This is a genomic window from Rhodopseudomonas sp., assembly GCF_048594845.1.
In the GTDB taxonomy this organism is placed as follows: domain Bacteria; phylum Pseudomonadota; class Alphaproteobacteria; order Rhizobiales; family Xanthobacteraceae; genus Rhodopseudomonas.
On sequence record NZ_JBMDXE010000368.1, the window covers coordinates 1 to 19819 of the forward strand.

General features: G+C 62.8%; 21 protein-coding genes. 6 read left to right on the forward strand and 15 right to left on the reverse strand.

Annotated elements, in window-relative coordinates; all coding sequences use genetic code 11:
* Positions 1–82: 82 nt before the first annotated feature.
* From ACOJTD_RS25290 to ACOJTD_RS25305, 4 genes are all read right to left on the reverse strand, one after another.
* Positions 83–712 (reverse strand): hypothetical protein, encoded by a 630-nt coding sequence (locus ACOJTD_RS25290; protein ID WP_420135598.1) that lies wholly within the window; start codon positions 710–712, stop codon positions 83–85.
* A gap of 172 nt (positions 713–884) precedes the next feature.
* The gene (locus ACOJTD_RS25295) at positions 885–2414 is read right to left on the reverse strand and encodes an O-antigen ligase family protein (RefSeq protein ID WP_420135599.1); all 1530 of its coding nucleotides are present in this window, start codon (positions 2412–2414) and stop codon (positions 885–887) included.
* Positions 2332–3072, reverse strand: a complete 741-nt coding sequence (locus ACOJTD_RS25300; protein WP_420135600.1) for a hypothetical protein — start codon at positions 3070–3072, stop codon at positions 2332–2334. Before ACOJTD_RS25300 ends, ACOJTD_RS25295 begins: the two co-directional genes overlap by 83 nt.
* A gap of 241 nt (positions 3073–3313) precedes the next feature.
* Positions 3314–4519: a polysaccharide biosynthesis/export family protein gene (locus ACOJTD_RS25305; protein WP_420135601.1), complete on the reverse strand. Its 1206-nt coding sequence runs from the start codon at positions 4517–4519 to the stop codon at positions 3314–3316.
* 105 nt (positions 4520–4624) lie between these two features.
* Between ACOJTD_RS25305 and ACOJTD_RS25310 the strand changes: the two genes are divergently transcribed.
* From ACOJTD_RS25310 to ACOJTD_RS25320, 3 genes are all read left to right on the forward strand, one after another.
* Positions 4625–5254, forward strand: coding sequence for a hypothetical protein (locus ACOJTD_RS25310; RefSeq protein ID WP_420135602.1), 630 nt, complete (start codon positions 4625–4627; stop codon positions 5252–5254).
* Between the two features lie 66 nt (positions 5255–5320).
* Entirely contained in the window at positions 5321–5659 is a 339-nt protein-coding gene (locus tag ACOJTD_RS25315; RefSeq protein WP_420135603.1) for a hypothetical protein, read from the forward strand.
* A gap of 49 nt (positions 5660–5708) precedes the next feature.
* Positions 5709–6983, forward strand: a complete 1275-nt coding sequence (locus ACOJTD_RS25320) for a hypothetical protein (RefSeq protein ID WP_420135604.1) — start codon at positions 5709–5711, stop codon at positions 6981–6983.
* Positions 6984–7030: 47 nt separating this feature from the next.
* On the opposite strand, the gene ACOJTD_RS25325 is transcribed toward ACOJTD_RS25320, so the two are convergent.
* The 4 genes from ACOJTD_RS25325 to malQ form a co-directional block, all read right to left on the reverse strand.
* Positions 7031–7228, reverse strand: coding sequence for a hypothetical protein (locus tag ACOJTD_RS25325; protein ID WP_420135605.1), 198 nt, complete (start codon positions 7226–7228; stop codon positions 7031–7033).
* 194 nt (positions 7229–7422) lie between these two features.
* A complete protein-coding gene (locus tag ACOJTD_RS25330) occupies positions 7423–8076 on the reverse strand; it encodes an HWE histidine kinase domain-containing protein (protein WP_420135606.1) in 654 nt (217 codons plus the stop codon).
* A 45-nt stretch (positions 8077–8121) separates the two neighbouring features.
* Positions 8122–8838: a Crp/Fnr family transcriptional regulator gene (locus tag ACOJTD_RS25335; RefSeq protein ID WP_420135607.1), complete on the reverse strand. Its 717-nt coding sequence runs from the start codon at positions 8836–8838 to the stop codon at positions 8122–8124.
* Between the two features lie 36 nt (positions 8839–8874).
* Positions 8875–11028 (reverse strand): 4-alpha-glucanotransferase, encoded by a 2154-nt coding sequence (gene malQ, locus ACOJTD_RS25340; RefSeq protein WP_420135608.1) that lies wholly within the window; start codon positions 11026–11028, stop codon positions 8875–8877.
* 253 nt (positions 11029–11281) lie between these two features.
* On the opposite strand from malQ, the gene ACOJTD_RS25345 reads away from it, so the two are divergent.
* Positions 11282–11545 carry a hypothetical protein gene (locus ACOJTD_RS25345; protein WP_420135609.1) on the forward strand — a complete coding sequence of 88 codons (264 nt, stop codon included), beginning with the start codon at positions 11282–11284 and terminating at the stop codon, positions 11543–11545.
* A 347-nt stretch (positions 11546–11892) separates the two neighbouring features.
* On the opposite strand, the gene ACOJTD_RS25350 is transcribed toward ACOJTD_RS25345, so the two are convergent.
* Entirely contained in the window at positions 11893–12081 is a 189-nt protein-coding gene (locus tag ACOJTD_RS25350) for a hypothetical protein (RefSeq protein ID WP_420135610.1), read from the reverse strand.
* A 74-nt stretch (positions 12082–12155) separates the two neighbouring features.
* Positions 12156–12689, reverse strand: a complete 534-nt coding sequence (locus tag ACOJTD_RS25355; protein WP_420135611.1) for a DUF4142 domain-containing protein — start codon at positions 12687–12689, stop codon at positions 12156–12158.
* Between the two features lie 318 nt (positions 12690–13007).
* Between ACOJTD_RS25355 and ACOJTD_RS25360 the strand changes: the two genes are divergently transcribed.
* Positions 13008–14177 carry a zinc-dependent alcohol dehydrogenase gene (locus ACOJTD_RS25360; RefSeq protein WP_420135612.1) on the forward strand — a complete coding sequence of 390 codons (1170 nt, stop codon included), beginning with the start codon at positions 13008–13010 and terminating at the stop codon, positions 14175–14177.
* A 3-nt stretch (positions 14178–14180) separates the two neighbouring features.
* Positions 14181–14912, forward strand: a complete 732-nt coding sequence (locus ACOJTD_RS25365; protein WP_420135613.1) for a DUF72 domain-containing protein — start codon at positions 14181–14183, stop codon at positions 14910–14912.
* A 264-nt stretch (positions 14913–15176) separates the two neighbouring features.
* Here the strand turns inward: ACOJTD_RS25365 and ACOJTD_RS25370 are convergent, their stop codons facing one another.
* From ACOJTD_RS25370 to ACOJTD_RS25390, 5 genes are read right to left on the reverse strand one after another with little or no spacing between them, the layout of a single operon-like run.
* On the reverse strand, positions 15177–16169 hold the full coding sequence (locus ACOJTD_RS25370) for an FAD:protein FMN transferase (RefSeq protein ID WP_420135614.1): 993 nt from the start codon (positions 16167–16169) through the stop codon (positions 15177–15179).
* Between the two features lie 9 nt (positions 16170–16178).
* Positions 16179–16727: a nitrous oxide reductase accessory protein NosL gene (locus ACOJTD_RS25375; protein WP_420135615.1), complete on the reverse strand. Its 549-nt coding sequence runs from the start codon at positions 16725–16727 to the stop codon at positions 16179–16181.
* A complete protein-coding gene (locus ACOJTD_RS25380; protein WP_420135616.1) occupies positions 16724–17551 on the reverse strand; it encodes an ABC transporter permease subunit in 828 nt (275 codons plus the stop codon). The genes ACOJTD_RS25375 and ACOJTD_RS25380 overlap by 4 nt, the downstream gene beginning before the upstream one ends.
* The gene (locus ACOJTD_RS25385) at positions 17548–18453 is read right to left on the reverse strand and encodes an ATP-binding cassette domain-containing protein (protein WP_420135617.1); all 906 of its coding nucleotides are present in this window, start codon (positions 18451–18453) and stop codon (positions 17548–17550) included. The genes ACOJTD_RS25380 and ACOJTD_RS25385 overlap by 4 nt, the downstream gene beginning before the upstream one ends.
* On the reverse strand, positions 18450–19817 hold the full coding sequence (locus ACOJTD_RS25390) for a nitrous oxide reductase family maturation protein NosD (RefSeq protein WP_420135618.1): 1368 nt from the start codon (positions 19815–19817) through the stop codon (positions 18450–18452). The genes ACOJTD_RS25385 and ACOJTD_RS25390 overlap by 4 nt, the downstream gene beginning before the upstream one ends.
* Positions 19818–19819 lie beyond the last annotated feature (2 nt).

Sequence of the window (19819 nt, forward strand, 5' to 3'; positions counted from 1 at the left end):
AAAGGCGGCGCTTGATGCGCCGCCTCGTCTCAAGACTGCCCTGCGATACGCTTTGGTGCGACCGTGGGGGTCGGCGTGGTGTTCAGCGTGTCCGGCTGACCGAACTGCTCGATGTGCTGCCGACCGAGCCGGATGTGAACGACGTGCCCGTGTTCGAATAATGCAGCCCCCCGAATGTCGTGGCGCCGCTGTTGGATCCGCCGACCGCGATGCCGGTATTGCCGGTCGAGCCGCCCGTTCCGGAACCGCCGCCACCTCCGCCGCCGCCCGTCCCACCAATGCCGAGTGCGACGTCGCCGGTCGCTGCCTGATAGGCGGCGGATATGTCGGAATTATTGGTTGCGTTGACCGCTTGCTGGATCTCAGTCGCGTAATTGGGGTCCGCTCGCAAGGCGAGGCGCGATACCTGCGCCAGGCCTGACAGAATCGCGGAGCGCTGTTCCCTCGTGATGTCGGGATTGGTCAGAAGTTCGATCAGCGATGCCAGCGTCGTCGGGTCCGTCCCTGCCAGATCGCGCACGTAGGAGATCATCTTGGCGCCCGCCTCCGGATAGCGCTGCAGCAGCAAGGTCGGGGCGTTCTTGAACTCCGTGATCTGCTGCGCGGGGAGTTGCTGGTTCGGCTGAAGCACGGCTGCATTTGCGGCCAAACTCAGGGTCGTCGTGATCGCAGTCACCGCGGCTAGGCGAAGCACAGTCTTGAAGGTGCGCATACAGGCCTCCTGAGAGTTGCCGTCGAAGACGAATTAAACGTCGTGCGATTTTAAATCATCGCGCCGGTTTCGTCTATATAATTATGGGGGCATCTAGCTGACGCGGGGCAGCCGTACCAACTGGCATCACCGGAATAGAACGATGCTCAGCCTCGAGGAATAAGACGCGGCCTCATGTCGTCGAAGACTGTGGCGCGGGATCAGCGCGTGAGCCCGAAGAGAACGACTGCGCGAGTCCGACACCGAACAGCGCGAAGAACGGAATGGAATATCCGGGGATCTGCAGGCTGAAATCGACGGTCGAATGCAGCAGCCCCAGGCTCGCAGTGGCTGCGGCTGCCAGCGGGAGGACGGCATCGCGGCTTCGACAAAGCACGCCTCGTGCGAGAACGATCAGCATCGCCATCCATCCGGCGGTGATCAGTAACGCCAGAGGCAAACCGACCTCGGACGCGAGTTCGAGCGGCGTCGAATGCGCGGCGTTCCAGAAGCCTTGGATCGAGATGTCCGGACTGCGATAGGCCGGAAAAGCTGACGTAAAGGTCCCCATTCCGGTGCCGAACCAGAGATTATCGTGAATGATCCGCAGCGTCGACTTCCACGCTTCGAGGCGACCCGCATCGACAAGGTCCCGCGTCTCGAAGCGATTGTTGACCCGTCCGCCGAGGAACTGCATCAAGCCGAGCGCGATCAGAGTGCCCGTGCCCAGCGACAGCCAGATGCCGGACCGTGGCGGCAGGTCGCGGCGAATGAAGATCGAGAACGCCGCCACCATGATGAGCAGCGAGAGCCCGACGCCGGCGCGCGAGCCGGTCATGAACATCGCGACGAGGCAGACCGCAAAGGCGGCGAGATCGAGCGCGATGTCGCTTGGCGGAATCAGGCGCAGGTCGGCGCGCAATTGCCTCCAGGCCACCCGGCGGCCTGGCAAGTGTCGCCGGATCTTCGTCAGGATCAGCAGCATCCACAGTGTCGTGCAACTGCCGAAATAGCATGCCGCGGTGTTGCGGTTGACGAAAGTGGCAGTCACGCTACCGATATAGGCCACCTTCTCGCGCCACAGGACCATTTGCGGCTCGAACACCTGTGCGAGCAGACCGTACAGCGCGTAACAGGCTCCCGACCAGGCGAGAACTTTCACCAGCAGCCAGGCGAACCGCCGATCCGCGCCGATAGCCAGTCCAATGCTCAAAGCGAGAATGTTGGCGAGCGGGGCGCCGATGGCGAAAAACGCGGCGTGGCGAACGATGGAGGCGGATGGCGTCAGTTCGGCGCCGAGGATGGCGGATGCTTGTGTCCAGATCGGGTGATAATGGGCAAACCACGGCCGGTCGGAAAGCTGCTCGTGAAGCACGACGCCATATCCGATGACGATCACGCCGATTCCGCTGAGCAGCCAGAGTTGCGCCGTGCTCGCTTCGCGCAACGTGACCAGAAGCAGGCAAAGCGACAGGCAAACGCACCAGAAGGCGATCGGAATATCGTCGGCCGAGCCGAATGGAAACGGCGCCGCAGTCACGATCAGCATCAGGAGCGCCGCCGCGATCCCATTTCCGGCGAACACCCACTGGAAAAGATCGCGCACCGCATGCAGGGACGCGACGATCGGCGAGGCCTCTTCAACGGAGCGGCTGCTCCGGCGTCGGGGTGAACCTCGCCGCGTCGACCCTGCACGCGAAGGCGTAGAGCCTGAGATCGGCATTCAAACGGTTGTCCTTGGTTTGAGCGCGCAGGGCATAATATGGTCCCACCTCGTCGACGCCTTCCGGCAATTTAATTCCCGGGACGAGCTCGTCATCACGTAAAGGCATTCCAATATGGCGGATCGCGGAAATAAAATCCACGCTGCTTCGCGCCGTGCCTGTCGATGACGTGCCGCGCTCCGCAGTTTCCGGAATTAAATGCGGGGAAGCCGGGGGCGGGGACACCGGAGAGGCTTGGAAGGCGCCCGGTTGCGCCGTCTCCGCGTCCGGTGGCGCTGTCGGCGCATTGACCGCCGGCGGAGTGGCGGGCCATCGGCCCGACACTCTCAAGACGGTCAGCTTAGGCGGCCCGCGACGTTGGTGACAGACGCTCTCTTCCCAAACCTTCTGCCAGACCGGGTCTGCCGGCGGCAGGCGAAGAGGGAGGTCCTTCGATACGATGCCGAAATAGCGGATCTCTCGCGAGTTCGCGGAGATGCGCAGCTGGACATTCACGACTCCGTCGGCATCGGCCGAGCCGGTTTGCCGGATCCGAGAGATCAAAGGAGAATCCTGCTCGATGCTGACGCTTGCATCGACGCGATAGCGAACGCCGGCAAGCGCATCATCTTCATCGGCGGCGACGGCCAGCGGCGTCGCTGCAACCAGCCACAGCACCGTCGGAACGGTGATGATCAGCCGTACGCAAAACTTTGCGGCTGATCTGTCACCGTTCCGAGCGGGCACCGGGCGCGGCTTTTCCGCGACCGGCGGGACGGTCGTGGCAAGCCTATCGCGTGGCAACTCGAGCCCTCCGCGTTTCCTCTGTCTTTTTTGCTCTCGACAACGGCAACCCGGTTTCTCCTCGGGATTTAATCGAACCTCGCGGTTCGGCCGTTGCGGAGCGGTCAAGCCCGCGCTACGGCGCGAGCTTGATGTTGTTGCGGAAGATCAGCGAGCCATTGGCGAGGTCGAGGGCGTCGCCGCTCGTCGCCATCACGGTGCGCATGAACTCCAGAACCTTGGTCGCTTCGACCGACTTGGCGTTCGACACGTAGATGATGTCCTGGTTACGCATCATCACCTTGGTGGCGAGGAAGAAGCCGCCCGGATCCTTGAAGCTGATGCTGAAGATCACCGGGATGGTGTCGGTCCGATATCGGCTCACGTCGATGCCGAGCTGGGCAGCAACCTCTCGCGGCTCGCGCCGATAGAGGAACACCGCGCCCGGATCGGCCTGGCTGTCGAGCAGACCACCGGCCTTGCCCACGGCTTCGCCGAGATTGATCCGCCAAGCGTCGAAGTTGAATTCGCCGCTCTGTCCGCTCGCGCCAAAAGCCATGAACTTCTGCTGCTCGCGATAGACATAGATCCGGTCGCCGGGGCGCACGTAGATGTTGTTCTGCGGCGACATCACGAGGTTCTCGAAAGGCACGGTGGCGCGCTTACCCTCGCGCTCCAGCATCACCCAGGTTTCGAAGCCTTGGCCTTTGATGCCGCCCGCGCGAGTGATGGCATCGAGGACACGGTCGCCCGCGCCTGCGGCGCTGGCCGGATATCGTGCCGGCGTATTGACCTCGCCGAGCACGCTGATCAACGAGGTTCGCTGCGTGCTCATCGCCACAACCGCCTGCGGTTCAATGGCACGGTTGCGAATTCTCTCGACGATCGAGTTCTGAATGGCGAGAGCGGTGCGCCCTGCGGCAGGGATTTGCCCGGCGTAGGGCACGGTGATGAAGCCGTCGTTGTCGATCGCTTGATCCGGGATGGTGACGTAGTTGCCGGGACGCACGCCGGCTTCTGCCGGAATGAACAAGCCGCCGGCGGCGGCTTCGAAGACGGTGACGCTGACGATGTCGCCGACGCCGAACACGATCTGAGACGGTGGGCGGCGGTCGGTGAACGAGCCTGCAAGCCCTTTCGGTTCATGGGTATGCAGAATCGCGACGATTTCGGGCGTGAGTTTCACCAACCCGTAGTTGGGCCCGCTCTCGGTCACCTGTGATTTAATGTCGTCGGACTGAGGTCCGGACGCCGGCGTTATGGTTCCGCACCCTGACAGAGCGAGTGCCGATCCGAGCAGAAGAAGATGCGACCATTTAAATAGAACTGACGATCTCGTCATGAATAGCCCCTACATCCCCTCGATAAGCGAGTACTACGGGGGCGGCGAGCGGCTTTCAACTTGATCCGCTGGTTTAAAATATATAAATCCATATTTAATTAGATAATGTTGCAGATGCGCAACTCGGGCGGGTTATTTAATATGCACATCGGCTGGAGATGGGGCAGGCGCGAAGCTCTGGCGGCGGTGCTTGTGGGTCTCGGGGGCATGGCGAACGGGTTTAACCCGGGCGGCGGAGCCTGGGCGGCGTCGCTCAATCCGGCCGGCGCCGCGGTAGTCCGCGGCCCTTCGTCGCCGCCGACTTCGATGTCCCGCCCGGGCTGGAAAGTGGTGCAGGCTGCGACGGACGAGCAGGGGCATTCTGCGGTGGCGATCACCCGGATCGCGGACACCCAGAATTCTGATCCGGAAATGGTCGGGTTGATGATCCGATGTAGCCCGCCGGCTCAGGTCGACGTAGCGCTCGTGGTGGTGACGCCCTTCGCGCCGAAGAGCCGTCCTTCGGTGAGCATTGATTCGCCCGGCAGCACGCGCAGCTACGAAGGCAGGGTTGCTCCCGGTGGGACGGCCGTCATCCTGCCGGGTGTTGTGGCGGGGCTGGCGGCCGGACACTGGCAGGGGCTGGAGCGACTGTCCTTCAGAATCGACAATAGTGGCCATCAGATTTCGGGGCAGGTCGAACTCGCCGGTCTCTCTCAGGCCTATGCCGAGATGACGGCTAAGTGCATGCAATGACGGCGGTTTGCCTGAGCTTTGGACGCCTGCTAGGGTTCCAGCGGATGTCTGGAGTGGCCCGCGAAAATGCTCGATCTCGTCATGTTGGGGTTGATACCCGGCTTCGTTCTCGGGATCCGTTTTCGGGTCGCCGTGCTGCTGGTGGTGTCCCTCATCGGCGGTCTCAATATTCTCGGCATCGGGTTGCTGTCGGGTCGAAGCCTGCAAACCGCGCTGTGGGCGACGGTCGTCGCTTGCGTGGCTCTCCAGGTCGGTTATGTGGTCGGCTCGTTGATCGCGATGCTGCCGTTCGTCGAGCGTCGCCTCCGATCGGTTCGCCCAGCGGGGGAAGGCCTCCCGGCTTCTGAGGCCACGTCGTCTGGCTTCATGAAGAGTCTGTTCGGAAGATTCTCATTGAAAAAATAATCCGGATCATATGATTGATCGCCGGAAAAGCGCGATTTAATGCTTCGTTGTGGCGGTTAAATTTAATCCTGTTGCTGTTCTGCTGAGTCTGGCTCCGGTCATCGCGGTCCTGGCGGGGCAAAACGCGCCATTGGCGCAGATGAGCATCGCGGCGCTCGCGCTGATGATGCTGGCCATCAGTTTGCGTGGTCCCGACATCGATCACATCGATCGCTCGCTGGCGGGAGTACGGTGGAGCCTGCTGTTGATCCCGCTCTACCTCGTCCTTCAACTGCTTCCACTGCCCAAGCCGGCCTCGCACCCAATCTGGGCAAGCGCCGGCGAGGCAATGCCCGGGGCGTCCTTCGGAGCGGTCACGGTCGATCGCGGCGATACGCTGTTTGCGTTGCTGTCGGTGCTTGCGACCGCCGGGCTCCTCATCGTCACGACCGCCGTCGCGCGAGATCGCCGTCGCGTAGAAGTGCTCCTCGGAGCCACGGCGGCCGTCGCCTCCATTGTGGCGTTCGCGGTCTTCCTCCTCAATTTCACGGATGCCTTCCCGGCATTGCGGTCGGCTATTCCGACCGACGGGGCGACGCTGCTCAGCGGTTTTGCTGCTGTGTCGAACGCAGCCATTCTGATTGCTACGATCGATCGCTTCGCGGCCGGACGCCCTGCGAAACGCGCCGGCGCGGGCTCCCTGCTCTTGGCCTTCGCCGGTCTGACGATGGGCGGCGCAGGTCTGCTCCGGGCCGGAGACCCGCCGCAACTGATCGCGGTTTGTCTTGGCCTGGGGTGTCTGGCCATGCTGGCTGTCGTCCGCCGTTTCGATCTGCCCGCTCTGCCGGCGGCGTTGCTGTGCGTCATGGCAGGCATCGTCTGGCTGGTTCTTGAGGCCTGGTCGGCTGACAGGAATGCTGCAGCCGTATCATTGCTGCTGCGGTCCGCCGCGCCGGCGCAGGTCACGCCTCAACTCGAGGCAATGGTGACAGAAGCGAGATGGTTTGGGGCCGGCGCGGGAGCGTTTGACGATCTGGCAAAACTATATTGCGGCGCTGACATTGCCGCGCGCCCGGTTGCGCCGAGCCTGGCGGTGACTTGGTCGGTCGAACTCGGTCGCTTTGGATGCGCTCTTGCGCTCGTATCCGGAGCAGCGGTTCTGCTGAAGTTGGTCAGGGCCGTCTTTGGCCGCGGACGTGACTGGATCTATCCGGCCGTGGCTGCCATCAGCGTCGCGCTCGCCGCAACGCCCCTCGTGCTCGGCACCGGACTGCTCAATCCCGCTGCGGCGATGGTCTTGATGATCTTGCTCGGTATCGGTCTTGCGCAGAGCTACAGCCACTAGTGCTGCGCCCCTCATGCTGCACAGGGCGGCTATGGCTCCCGCGTGACTCAGCGATTTCCTTCCCGCCCCTCGAGCCACGCAATGATGCCAAGCGCAGCTTCGGCCGAGCGGGCACGCTCCTGGAAATGTCCCTGCAATTCGCTATCGCCGCTGGCCTCCGCTTCTCGCTTCCAGCGTTCGGAGCAGGCCGATAAACGTTCTTCAAGGGATGTTTGCTGTTTGGTCCTGTTGCGTCGTTTCTTCACATAAAGCCTTTCCCTGGTTACTCGCAGGCTAGCCGCGGGTGCTGGGGACGGCATTCACTTATGCTAATGGAAGGCCCGGATCACAGCAGAAGCCTGAGACGAGACGTCGCGACTCGGAGGGGCTGGCTGAAGTTCCCTGCGACACTCGTCGCGATGGTCAGATTCCGCACCCATTCAGGCACGCTCCGCGTTCTTCAGGGAAGCGGGAACTGGATGGTGCAGCGGAGCCCGTCGGGCTCGAATTCCAGCTTCGTCGTAGCGCGCAGTTCGGAGATCAGTGTGCGAGTCAGCACCTCGGTGCCGAAGCCTTGTCGGCCCGGCTTGCCGGGCGCTGTCTCGTCGTGTTCGTTCCACACAAAGAACAGCGTCGATTCCGCACCCGCGGCCAGCACTCGCCAGGTGATGTCGACCCGGCCAGTTTCGCGGCCTAGAGCGCCGTGTTCGATGGCGTTGACGGTCAGTTCGTGGACGGCGAGCGCAAAGACCTGTCCCATGCGGGGCTGGAGCTCCAGTTCAGGTCCGGAGAGTTTCACCCGGATGCCTTCCAGCGGCCGATAATGCAGCAGCTCATCGGTCAGCAGTTTTTGAATTTCGATCGCGCCTTGTTCGTCGGCAATGGTTTGGACGCGGGCGATCGCGTCGAGGCGATCCTCGAGCAGCCCCATATACGAATCGAGATCCGCCCGGCTTTCAGCGGATTTGCGGATGATCATCCGGAGTAGGGCCACCGTCCCGCGCAGACGGTGCCGCAATTCACCGGGAGCATCCTGCTGATCGAGCAGCCGGCGCAAACGCGTGTTGTCCGCCTCGAGCGCCGCGATCCGGATTGTTGACTGATCATCGACCATCACGACCTCCATCGCTCGTTGCGTTCGTGCTTTGCGGTCCGGTCATCAGTTCGCACCTTCCGGATGGAGATAGCCGTCGTCGAAGAACGACAACTCTCGCAGTCCCTCCAGATCGTGGATCGTCAATCGACGTCCGCGGAGCGACATCAGGCCCGTCCGTCTCAATTCTTGCAGCGAGCGATTGACATGCACCATGGAGAGACCGAGCAGATCGCCGAGATCAGCCTGTGTCACTGGCATTTCGTAACTGAGGCCTTCGACGAGGCCGACCATCTCCAGGCGCAGATGTAGTTCGCAGAAAAGGTGGCCGAGCCGCTCCGTTGCAGTCCGGCGTCCGAGGCTGACAAGATGTTCGCGGTCGATTGCGGTCGCAACGAGCAGATCCCACCACAGCGCTTCTTCGATACGAGGGCTGGCCAGCACGGCCGCCTTGATCGGTGCGACCCGCACAGGCGTCATCATCACCGGCGTCAGCGTGGCCACGGAGTGATCCATGAAGCGTGGCAACATGCCGAAAGGTTCGCACAGATCGCCCGGGACGAACAACGAGATGATCTGTCGCTGACCGTTCTCGAGGGTCGAGTAGCGACAGGCCCACCCATCCACGATCAAGGGTAGTGAAAACGGCTCCGAGCCTTCTTCAGCAACGTCTTCTCGAGCCGAGATGGCGCGCGCCGGCTCCAACAGGCTGGCGAGGAGAACCTCATCCTCCTTGGTCAATTGGGCGCCGTGGCGCAATTTTCGCAGAAAGGGATGATCCATTGTCTTTCCAAGACCTGATCGGTTGGCTTCCGCCGATTAGTGCGTACGGGTTTTGAGGCCCGGCGCATCAGGCGATTGACCAGGGCCGAGACGCAGCTCATTCGGGGCGGTGGATTTTCGCTCCGCACCAAGCACCTTCAAAAGCTCCCACGCGCCGCTCTGGTCGATCTGCTCCAAAGCAACCGCATACTTTCGTCGCCAGTTCGCGTGTTCGGTCGAGGTTGCAGGCAGGTTGACGGGATCGTCCTCTCCCAGCAAATCGTCGAGCTGAGTCATCGCCAGCAACGAAGCAGTACGGCCCAGAAACCGGTGCACGGCGACGGAAAAGTCATGGCCCGTCGCTGGTCTGGAATCTTCCGCGAGGCCGAGAAGACGCACGACCGCGGCCCGCTGTGCTTCGCGGGCGCGTAGCTGCTCCTTAGCTTCGCCTGCGGATGGATACAGTCCCAGACGGTCCTTCAGTTCGATATCGCTCCCGGCCAGCCAACTGGACAACGTCGGAAGATCGTGGCTGCCGGCAACCGCGACAGCGAGCGGCGGATAGTCCGCCTCCGATTTGAATTCGCCGGATTCATCCATTTCGAAGAAGAGAACGCGGTACGACAGAATTCGGGCGTCCTCCATTTGCTCCCGGAAGCCGGCGGGCACGGTGCCGAGGTCTTCGCCCACCACGAGGCACTGATGCCGTTGGCTCTCCAAGGCCAGAATGCCGACCAGATCCGCCATCGGATAGCTGACGTAGGCGCCTGCGGAGGGAGGGGATCCTTCGGGGATGCAATAGAGCCGCTGCAAGCCCATGGCATGGTCGATCCGCAGCCCGCCGCCGTGCCGCATGTTGGCGCGTAGCAAGTCGATGAAGGGTCGATAGCCTTCCGCGATCAGCGACACCGGATTCAGCGGCGGCAGTCCCCAATTCTGCCCCGCCGGATTGAAGATGTCCGGCGGCGCGCCTACTTCGGCGGCGGTCATATAGTCCTTCGGGTTCGACCAGGTTTCCGAACCGCTGCGGTCGCAGCCAACCGCGAGGTCCAGATACAGGCCGACCTGCATGCCGGCCGCCGTTGCAGCATCCTTCGCGGCATTCAACTGCTCGTCGGCGATCCACTGCAGCCATCTGTGAAAATCGATCGCTTCGGCGTGGCCATGGGCGAATGCGCGGATGCCGGCCGCTGTTGGCGATCGGTAGTCATCCGGCCAGTCATGCCAGTCGACGCGTGTCGGATCGCAAGCTGAAAAATGATCACGGAGCGCCTGGAATAGGGACGCGCTGAACAGACTTTCGCCGGCCACCTTGAGGAAGCGTTCGTACTCGGCCAGACGCGGCGGTTCAGCATGGGCGCGAAACTCGGAGTGTAGGAGGCGAAGTGCCTCCAGCTTGAGCCGGGCTACGAGCGTATAGTCGACCTGAGGGGCTTGGCGGGCCTGATCAAGCAGGTCCTGGAACCGGCGGGAGGAAACGAGCTCTCTCGCCGCGGCCGATTGCTCGTATTCGGGAACAGCCAGGACATCGATATAGAGGACATTGAGATAGCGCCGGCTGGCGGGCGAATAGGGACTAGCGTGCTCCGGATTGTCCGGAAACATCTGATGAAGTGGATTAAGACCCAGTACGTCACAGCCGCGCGAGGCCGCAAGGCGGGCGATCTGTGCCAGGTCGGTGAAGTCCCCGATTCCCCAGTTGCGTGCCGACCGGAGCAGATAGAGTTGAAGTGAGAGGCCATATGAGCGCTTCCCCGCCTCCAAGCTGTCCGGGAGCCAGCATGTGCCGGGTGTCACGATCAGGAGGGTCGTGGCGGCAGACGATCCCAGCGTGAGCCGGTGGTAACCGTAGGGCACTTCCGTCAGCACGAGACGGGCTGCGGTGGTGCTTGTCGCCGGATCCGCCGTCGTAGCGCCGCGCCGCGTCGTGCCGTCTTCGAGCACGAGGTGCCATTTCATTTCCGGCTCGGCCGGACTGGCGTCGAGGTCGATGCTGACAGTGCCGTGCTCGGCGCGGATCACCAGTGCAGGGGGGAGCGGCGAGGGCCGCGCGTTTTCGGCAACTTCTCCACGCGCCGTCAGCGCGCCCATGCTGACCAACAGCTTTTCGATTACCTGCTGGTCAGTCTTAATCGTGTTCCCGCGGGCGTCCTCGAAGGTGAGCGCGATACCATAGCGCGAGGCAAGAAGTCTGGTCTGTTCTACGTCCACGAGTTCTCCTGAAAGCGCCGGAGATGTCGCTCGTGGCGGTGCACGATCGTTTTGCGATGCCCAAACTCGACGCCGCTGTGTCAACCCGATGCAGAGCCCTGTGTTCCTATCGCAGTCGGCCTCTGCAACCGACCAGAAAAGGCTATTTGGCCTCGGCTCGGCGCCGGCCGCGATCGCGACGCGCCTTGCCATAGGTTACAGACGCGAGTGCGGCAACGGGCTAGCATCGCGTTCGCGATAAGCGTGCTGCAGGATGTCCGAGAAAAAGCCGCAGGCTGGAGGAACGACCATGATGGAAGACTTCGACGCGCGAACCTTGGTCAATATGAGCGTCGCCCTCGATCGGGTCTGCGGAACGCTCTCCAATGGCGAGGATCACGCTGTCCGCGCGCGTGTCGCTGCGAAAATCGCCGAGCGCGCTCGGGAGGGAGCCTGTTCACTGCATGACCTCGAAGCCGCCGGATATGCCGCAGCCGGCCGAGGCGGACTGCGACGTGACACATTGCGTACCGAGTGAGATCTCAGGGGCGATAACGAGCACCTACTCCGTACATCACCGCCGACCACGGTTACTTGACCTTGCACCGGGTGGGCGATCTGTTCAGTTTGTGCCTCGGACAGCGGGCGGGCCGGACCGAGCCGGGGCGCGTCCCTGAGCGGTTCGAACTGTTCGGCGTAGAATGCCACGCCATCCGTCAAGGGACTTGACGAGATCCGGTCCTCAGGGTCGCCATCGCAGCCGGTCGCCATCATGACGCGGCCGAAGCGTTGATGATCCGTACGCGGCCCGAACCGCTTAGCTTGTCTGCCAGCCGAAGATCGCGAGGGGCAGCCGCATGGTTGCGCCTTCTACGTCTGGCAGTACTACGAAAGAGCTTTCATCGCCTGGTCCACAGTGCGGTCATCTCTGACGGTACCCATTCGGTCGTGACTTTCGAGCTCTGCCATCGTCAGCAGATATTCGAGGTGGTGCAGCTTCAATTCGCGCGCCAGACCAATGGCCTGATGGAGGTGCTGAAGCAGATCGGTCCATTTCATGCTGTCTGAAGGCATTTTGAAGTTCCTTAAGCAAAGGCGGCGCCCGCCCCGATGGGGCAGGCTCCTATCGAGTCATAGTCTGAGTGAGATTAGTTGGACGACCGTCCCGTCGTAGGCGCTCCACCTTGTTGGGTCAGCTTCTGCGCCATCTCGAGGTGCTGGCTCAGCTGGGGAAGCGTCTTTGCTGCCCAATCCCTGAGTTCTGGCACGTCGCCGCCCTTTGCGTAGCGGTCGTAGTTTGCGATCGCTTCCTTGTGAGCTGCCACCTGTTGGGTTGCATAGAGGGCGCCGAAATCGTCGCCACGCGCATCGTTCAATTGGTCGTATTTCGCCTGATGCGCAGTATCGAGTTGACTCGGCAGATCGACGTTCATCGAGCGCACGACGATGATTTTCCGCAATTCCGAAGACGTCTTGCCGTGGTCTGCGATCATCTGATTGGCGAAAGTCTTCTGCGGCTCGGTGCCACGGGCGAGCGCCAGCCGGGCGGAGGCGATTTCGAACAGGTCGGAGATCGCCACATTGGTGATGAATTGTTGCGTCGCCGCACTGATTGCCGGCGCGGTCGCGGCATTGCTCTGCGCCGCGACGCTGTGGATCAGGCCGGGCGAGGTGAACAGCAAACAGCTCAGCAGAGCAGTCGTAGGTTTCATCATGGCATCCTCCATATGAAGCGAGAACGTGATGTATCAATTGATCGAGACGTGCCCATCCGAAGATCTTGTGGGCGGTTTTCCGCCACAACAGTATGCGCAGGGCAATGTTCCTGAAGCGGGCCTGCGCCGTTCGCCACGCGACGGGCTGAGGCGCACGTTCACGGGCTGCAGCACGCGTTTAAAGTCTGCCGCTAGATGCTGTGGTCCGGCTTGTGCACTCGCGACGTAGGAACAACGCCCACTGCCGACGTTTGTCACCGGCAACTCACACACCCGGAGACGACGATGAAGGCGCTGACGTGGCACGGCAAGAGCGATATCCGATGCGAGAGTGTACCGGATCCGAAGATCGAGCACGGCCGCGACGCAATCATTCGGGTGACGGCGTGTGCCATTTGCGGGTCGGATCTGCATCTGTTCGACGGCGTGATGCCGCAGATGAAGAGCGGCGACGTGCTGGGGCACGAGACGATGGGCGAGGTGGTCGAGGTCGGAGCCGACAACAAAAAGCTGAAGGTGGGTGACCGCGTCGTGGTGCCGTTCACGATCTCCTGCGGTGAGTGCTTCTTCTGCAAGAACGGATTTTATAGCGGCTGCGAGCGGTCGAACCCTGACGCCGAAAAGGCCGAAAAGCTCTGGGGGCATTCGCCGGCCGGGTTGTTCGGCTACTCGCATTTGCTAGGTGGCTATGCCGGCGGACAGGCCGAGTACATGCGCGTGCCCTACGCGGATGTTGGACCGATCAAGGTGCCGGATGGCCTGACTGATGAGCAGGTGTTGTTTTTGTCGGACATCTTCCCTACCGGCTTCATGGCTGCGGATTTTTGCGAGCTGAAGGGCGGAGAGACGGTTGCCATCTGGGGCTGCGGGCCGGTCGGGCAGTTCGCCATCAAGAGCGCCTTCATGCTAGGTGCCGAGCGTGTCATCGCGATCGATACGGTGCCGGAGCGATTGGAAATGGCCCGTGCTTCAGGCGCCATTACGATCGATTTCAAGTCGGATGACGTCTACGAACGCATTCAGGACCTGACGAACGGGCGGGGCGCCGATGCGTGCATCGACGCGGTCGGAACAGAGCCGGACACCAGTTCGGGCCTGGATGCGGTGATCGACCGCGTCAAAGTGGCGACCTTCATGGGCACAGATCGACCCCACGTACTCCGGCAAGCCATCCATTGCTGCCGGAACTTCGGAATAGTGTCTGTGGTGGGAGTCTACGGCGGCCTCCTCGACAAGATTCCGATGGGGTCCGCTATCAATCGCGGGCTCACGTTCCGAATGGCCCAAACACCGGTGCAGCGTTATCTGCCGCAGTTGTTGAGCCGGATCGAAAAGGGTGAAATCGATCCGACCTTCGTGATCACGCATCGGGCAACTCTGGAGGAGGGCCCCGAGCTCTATAAAACCTTCAGGGACAAGAAGGACGGTTGCATCAAAGTGGTGATGAAGCCGTGAACTATGGGTGAAATCCGGATCGGCACCTCGGGCTGGCACTATCCATCCTGGCGCGGCCCGTTCTATCCGAACGGGCTGCCGATCAACCGGCAACTGCAGTACTACGCGAGCCAGTTTAACGCCACTGAACTTAACGGCGTGTTTTATCGGACCCCGACACCTGAGGCGGTGTCAGGTTGGAATGACACGACGGGCGACAACTTCATGTTTGCCTGGAAGGCGTCCAAATTTATCACGCACTGGAAACGCCTGTCGCCGGCGTCTGCCAACAGCCTCGACTTGATGGAGGATCGGCTGCGACTGCTCCGCGACAAAGTGGGGCCGATTCTATTTCAGCTACCGCCGCAATTTTCCGCAGACGAGGAAAGGCTTGCATTCTTCTTGGACATGCTGCCGTCAAGGCGCCGCTACGCGTTCGAATTTCGTCATGCCAGTTGGTACGCCGCGAACATTCTGCGCCTGTTGCGGCGCGCGAATGTGTCGCTCTGCATCTCTGACCACCACGATGCGCCGTCGCCGTGGAGGCGCACAGCTGACTTCGTGTACGTCCGCGGCCATGGCCCCGGAGGTCATTATCACGGCCATTACGGCCGGAAAACGCTCGAGCAGTGGGCCAAATCCATGGCCGGATGGCGTCGGCGCGGATGCGACGTCTACGTTTTCTTCGACAATGACCAGAAGAGTGCGGCGCCGCTCGATGCGCTGCGGCTGAAACAGATGCTGGGACTATGCTGACTTCGCTGCGAAGAACGACGGCCGCGCTGATCAATTGATACGGCAGTCAACGGGAGTCAATCGTGATGCAGAGTATCTGACGCCGCCGTCTCCAAGAGTCGGAACGAACTCCGGTGCAGACTTCGGCAAGAAGGTTGCGGTAAGTCGCGCCGGGTAGGTGTCCCGAAAGGGAACCGGAACCCTGTTGTTTCGGTGTGAAAATCTTTCTGGAGGCGCGACGATCCAACCAAGCGAGGGCTGGGAAAGAGCGGGTGTAGTCAGCCTTTATATGCGCTGTGTCCGGCCTTCATGATCGACGAGACGAACTTCGACGCCGGGCTTGAGCGCAACCAGATCGCGGATCGAGGCGACTGGCATGATGCTCAACGCAGTCGACAGGGCATCCGCTTCGGTGGCGGTGGGGGCGACGACGCTGACGCTGCGATAGCGTGCCGGGCTGCGACCGGTCCGTGGATCGAACAGATGCGTGAAGCGGCCCCCCGGATCGAAGCGAAATCCGGTAGCCGCGCTGGTCGAGACGGCGCGGTCGATGAGCGGGATTGTCTCACTGAGCTGTCCGAGCTGCTCTGCATCAGCGAGACCGACGCGCCATGGCGTCCCATCCGGCTTCGCGCCGATTGCGCGAATCTCTCCCATGTCGATCAGCGTCGTTGTCACGCCGGCGCGACGCAGCGTCTCGACGACGCGATCTGTTGCGAAGCCTTGAGCGATTCCGTTGAGGGTGATCGCCGCCGCCGGTTTGCTCAAGATCACACGGTTGGCGTCCACATGCAGATGTGCGTGGCCCACCTTCTCGAGCGTCTCGGCCAGCCGCTGGGCTGATGGCCCGGCGGGATCGGCATGCTCGGCTGCGAAATGATCCTGATACAAACGCCATAGCGGCTGCACCGTCGGGTCGAACGCTCCACCAGTGAGGCCCGCAAACGCGAGCGACGCTTTCAGCAGCGTCACCATATCGGGATCGGGCGCGATCAGCAGGCCCGTCCGGTTGAGTTCGCAGATTGCGGAAGACGGTTGATACAGGCTGAACAGAGTTTCCAGCCGTCGCACCTCTGCAATCGAACGCGCGATCAGCCGCTCGCCTTCGGCACGATCGGGGTGAAACATCTCGATGGACACCTGCGCGCCGAGCGCCGATCCGCGCCACCGTATCGGTTCAATGGTCTCGGCAGCGCACAGTCGTCCCGGCAGAAGCGTCGCGATGGCGGCTGCCGAGATCCTGATCACGCGGCGGCGGGTGAGGCTCCGGTTTTGCATCGAAATTCCTTAGTTCGTCCGCACGCCGGAGGGGTCGTGCTCATTGGCGGCTTCCGGCGCTTCACTGCCGAGAACGTAGTCAGAGGGGATCTCGTCAAACTGAACCAGGCGGCCCCCGTTCGTAGCGGCGAACTGCTCCGCGGCTGCGTGGTCGCCGAACGGGACGGCCTCGGCGGCTCCCATGCCGCCTTGCTTGCGGCTGCCGATGACGAACACCGCCTTGCGGGCCTCGATCCAGTTGGTCTCGCCCGGCGCGTCCCAGCTCGGCGCCCGCGCCATGTCGGACACATAGATCGCCCGGATGTCGCGCGGCTGCTCGGGCAACCGCGTGAACGCCACGGTGTCGCGCACCGACGAGAACCAGAACGGGTCGAGCCGGCTCTTGGTGATGATCTGCCCCTTGGGGCCGGGGTGCTCCATCAGGTTCATGCCGCAGAACACGCCCATGGCGTCGGCGTTCAGCGCAACCGGCGGCGGCAGCTCGGTTGTCGTCGAGCCCGGCTTGCAGCCGACGAGCAGCAACAGGACGGTGCAGGCCGCGAGCAGGCGCAGCATCATAATTCCCTCCGCGCGAATGAGAGCATCGACAGGCCGAGCGGCACGACGATCCAGGCACCGAGGCCGAGCAGCAGGGCAGGGAGCCCAGGCTGAGTGGTGCCGGCGAGACCGGCCATGCCGGAGAATTGGCTGACGTTGAAACCGGTGAGGTTGGTCAGTCGATAGAGGTCGGTCGGATTGAAGAACAGCAGCGCGTTCAGCGTCGCGCCGGAGATGATACGTCCTTGATCGACCACCAGCAGGCCGAGCAGGGCCATGTCGAATATCAGCACCATCACGAGCCAGACGCCGATCGACAGGCCGGCCGCGGTGCCGCGATCGCGCACCAGGCTGGAGATCAGATAGCCGATCGCCACGAACACCGCGCCGAGCATGACGGAGGTGCCGAGCATTGCGCCGAAGGCGAGCCAGCTCGCCGTCAACGTGGCCGCGCCGGTCAGGCTGAGCGCAACGCCGGCGGCGCCGTAACCGATCAGCGTGGCGAAAGCGAGGATCAGCACATGGCCGACGAACTTGCCGAGAATTACCTGGCCGCGACCGATGGGGTAGCTCAGCAGCAGGATCATCGTGCCACGCTCCATCTCACCAACCACGGCGTCGTGCGAGATCAACAGCGCGATCAGTGGCAGCAGGAAGATCGACAGGCTCGACAAGCTGACGACGACAACGTCGAGCGCGCCGACTCCGACGTTGCCGGTCGGCGCGCTGCCGAGGAAGGTGAGCGACAGCGCCAGCGCGGCGAGCAAGAGCGTGGTCGCCAGCACCCAGCGATTGCGCAGGCCTTCCTGAATTTCCTTGGCAGCGACGATGACGATGGTCCTCATGCCGCGGCCTCCTGGGTTTGCAGAAAGTGCGCGTAAAGATCGTCGAGTGTCGGCGCGGCGATCTCGATGTTGCGCACGCGCGGGTCGGCGGTGGCTTCGCGCAGCAGCGTCATCTTCTCCGCATCGTCGCGGGCGAGCACGACGAGGCCGCGCGTTGTGGTCTGCGACGCACCGCCGAGCCATCCTGGTTGCGGGACTTGCTCCGAGGCCAGATCGATCGTGACGCGTATCGGCAGCTGCGAAATGGTACGCAATTCGTCCATCGTTCCCTGCGCAACCAGAAGGCCGCGGTTCATGATCAGCACGTGCTCCGCGCGGTCTTCGAGCTCGGTCAGAGCATGCGACGAGATCAGCACGGTGGCGCCGTCGGCGCGCAGCTCGTCGCAGATGTCGTAGAAGGTCTGCCGTAACGCTGGGTCGAGGCCGGTAGTCGGCTCGTCGAGCAGCAGCACGCGTGGGCGGCCGAGCAGGGCCTGCGCCAGACCAAGGCGCTGCCGCATCCCCTTGGAATAGGTGCCGACCTTGCGATCGGCGGCGGCCGCAAGCCCGACCCGGTCCAGCAGCGGCCATGCGCTGGACGGCGCGATGCGTTTCAGCCGTGCGTAGAACGCCAGCGTCTCGCGGCCCGTCAGTCCGGTATTGAAAGCGACGTTCTCCGGCAGATAGCCTAGCTGGCGCCGTGCCGAGAACGCGCCGGCGGGATCCTCGCCCAGCACCCGGATTGTACCCGCGGAAGCGCGGATCAGGCCGAGCATCAGCTTGATCAGTGTCGTCTTGCCGGCCCCGTTGTGGCCGACCAGCGCGCTAAGCCGGCCCGGCTGCAGCGCGAAGGAGACGCCGCGCAGCGCGCGCACTACGCGATAGTTCTTCTCGACATCGGTGACGGTGATGGTGGCGGTCATTGCACGCTCGCGGATTTGGGTCGCGGGGGCGGCGCGATCAGCGGGCGGCTGTCGATCACGCCGCCGGGATACAGCGCCGGGAATTGGTTCTGCGCCCAGCGCAGCACCTGCACGGCGGGACTGTTGATCAGCACCTTGGCGGACGGCGCGGTCCACAATACGCGGTCGACCAGATCGTTCGGCCGATATGCCGTGTCCGCGATGCCGTCGCCGTCGAGGTCGAAGGCGGGATTGTCGCTCCAATAATTGCCACGACCGCTCTTCGACCAGTCGAGATTGCGGGTGCCGACATATTTGACCTGGTTGCGGTTGGCGATGAAGGCGTTGCCGCTGATGTCGTTACCCTCGGAGCCGGCGGTGAAGTGCACGCCGATGCCGCAATGCTCGAACCAGTTGTCGCGGAAGGAGCCCTTGTTGCTATTGTAGATGAAGACGCACTTCTCCGGCCCGGTGGCTGCGCGAGCCGTGGCGGCCTCGGTCTTCGGCAGCATGGATTTCTCGTCGTCGACGCCGTCGAAGTCGGCGCTGATATCCGCCAGCGGACCACCCGAGACCAGATTGCCCTCGATCGTTGCGTAGTTGGCATAATTGAACAGCAGCCCGAAATCTCTGTCGCGATCGGAGACGTTGCGGCGAATGATCAGCCGTTTCGAATACATGATGGCGTAGCCGCCATGATTGCCGGTTGAATAGTTGCCGCTGATCTCGCTGTCGTCGGTGTACATGTAGTGTACGGCGAAGCGGACTTTCTCGAACCGGTTATTGATGAACCGGTCCTTGGTGCTTGCCATGGAGAAGATGCCGTCGCGGCCATAGCGGATCGTATTGCCGTCGACCACAACGTCGGGAGCGTTCCACACCCGCACGCCGTTGCCGGCCTCATTGAGCCGAATGCCGCGCAGGCCCTCGATCGTGTTTCGGGCAACGCGCGAGCCGCGGGCGCCGTAGACGTTGACGCCGTAGAGGTTGCCTTCGATCGTATTGCCTTCGACCAGGGCGCGTTCGGCCTGCTGGGTGAGAAATACGCCGGAGTCCATCGCCTGCGGATCACGGCCGGAGCCGCGCACGACGAGGCCGCGCACCGTCACGTCGGGGGCCGCGACGGTGATGACGCTACCCTCGCCATGGCCGATCACGATCGCGCCGGGGTGGCCGATCAGCGCGAGCTTGCGCTCGATCCGGATCGGCCCGTCGTAGCTGCCTGGCGCGAGCGTGACGGTGTCGCCGTCGCTCGCGCCGTTCAGGACGGCCTGCAGATCCGATGACGGCACCACGTCGATCTGGGCGGCGTAAGCCACATCGCAGGCAGAAACTGCGAGCAGGGCCGCCACCGTCCATCTCGCCATATGTGCCGTCATCGCCATCG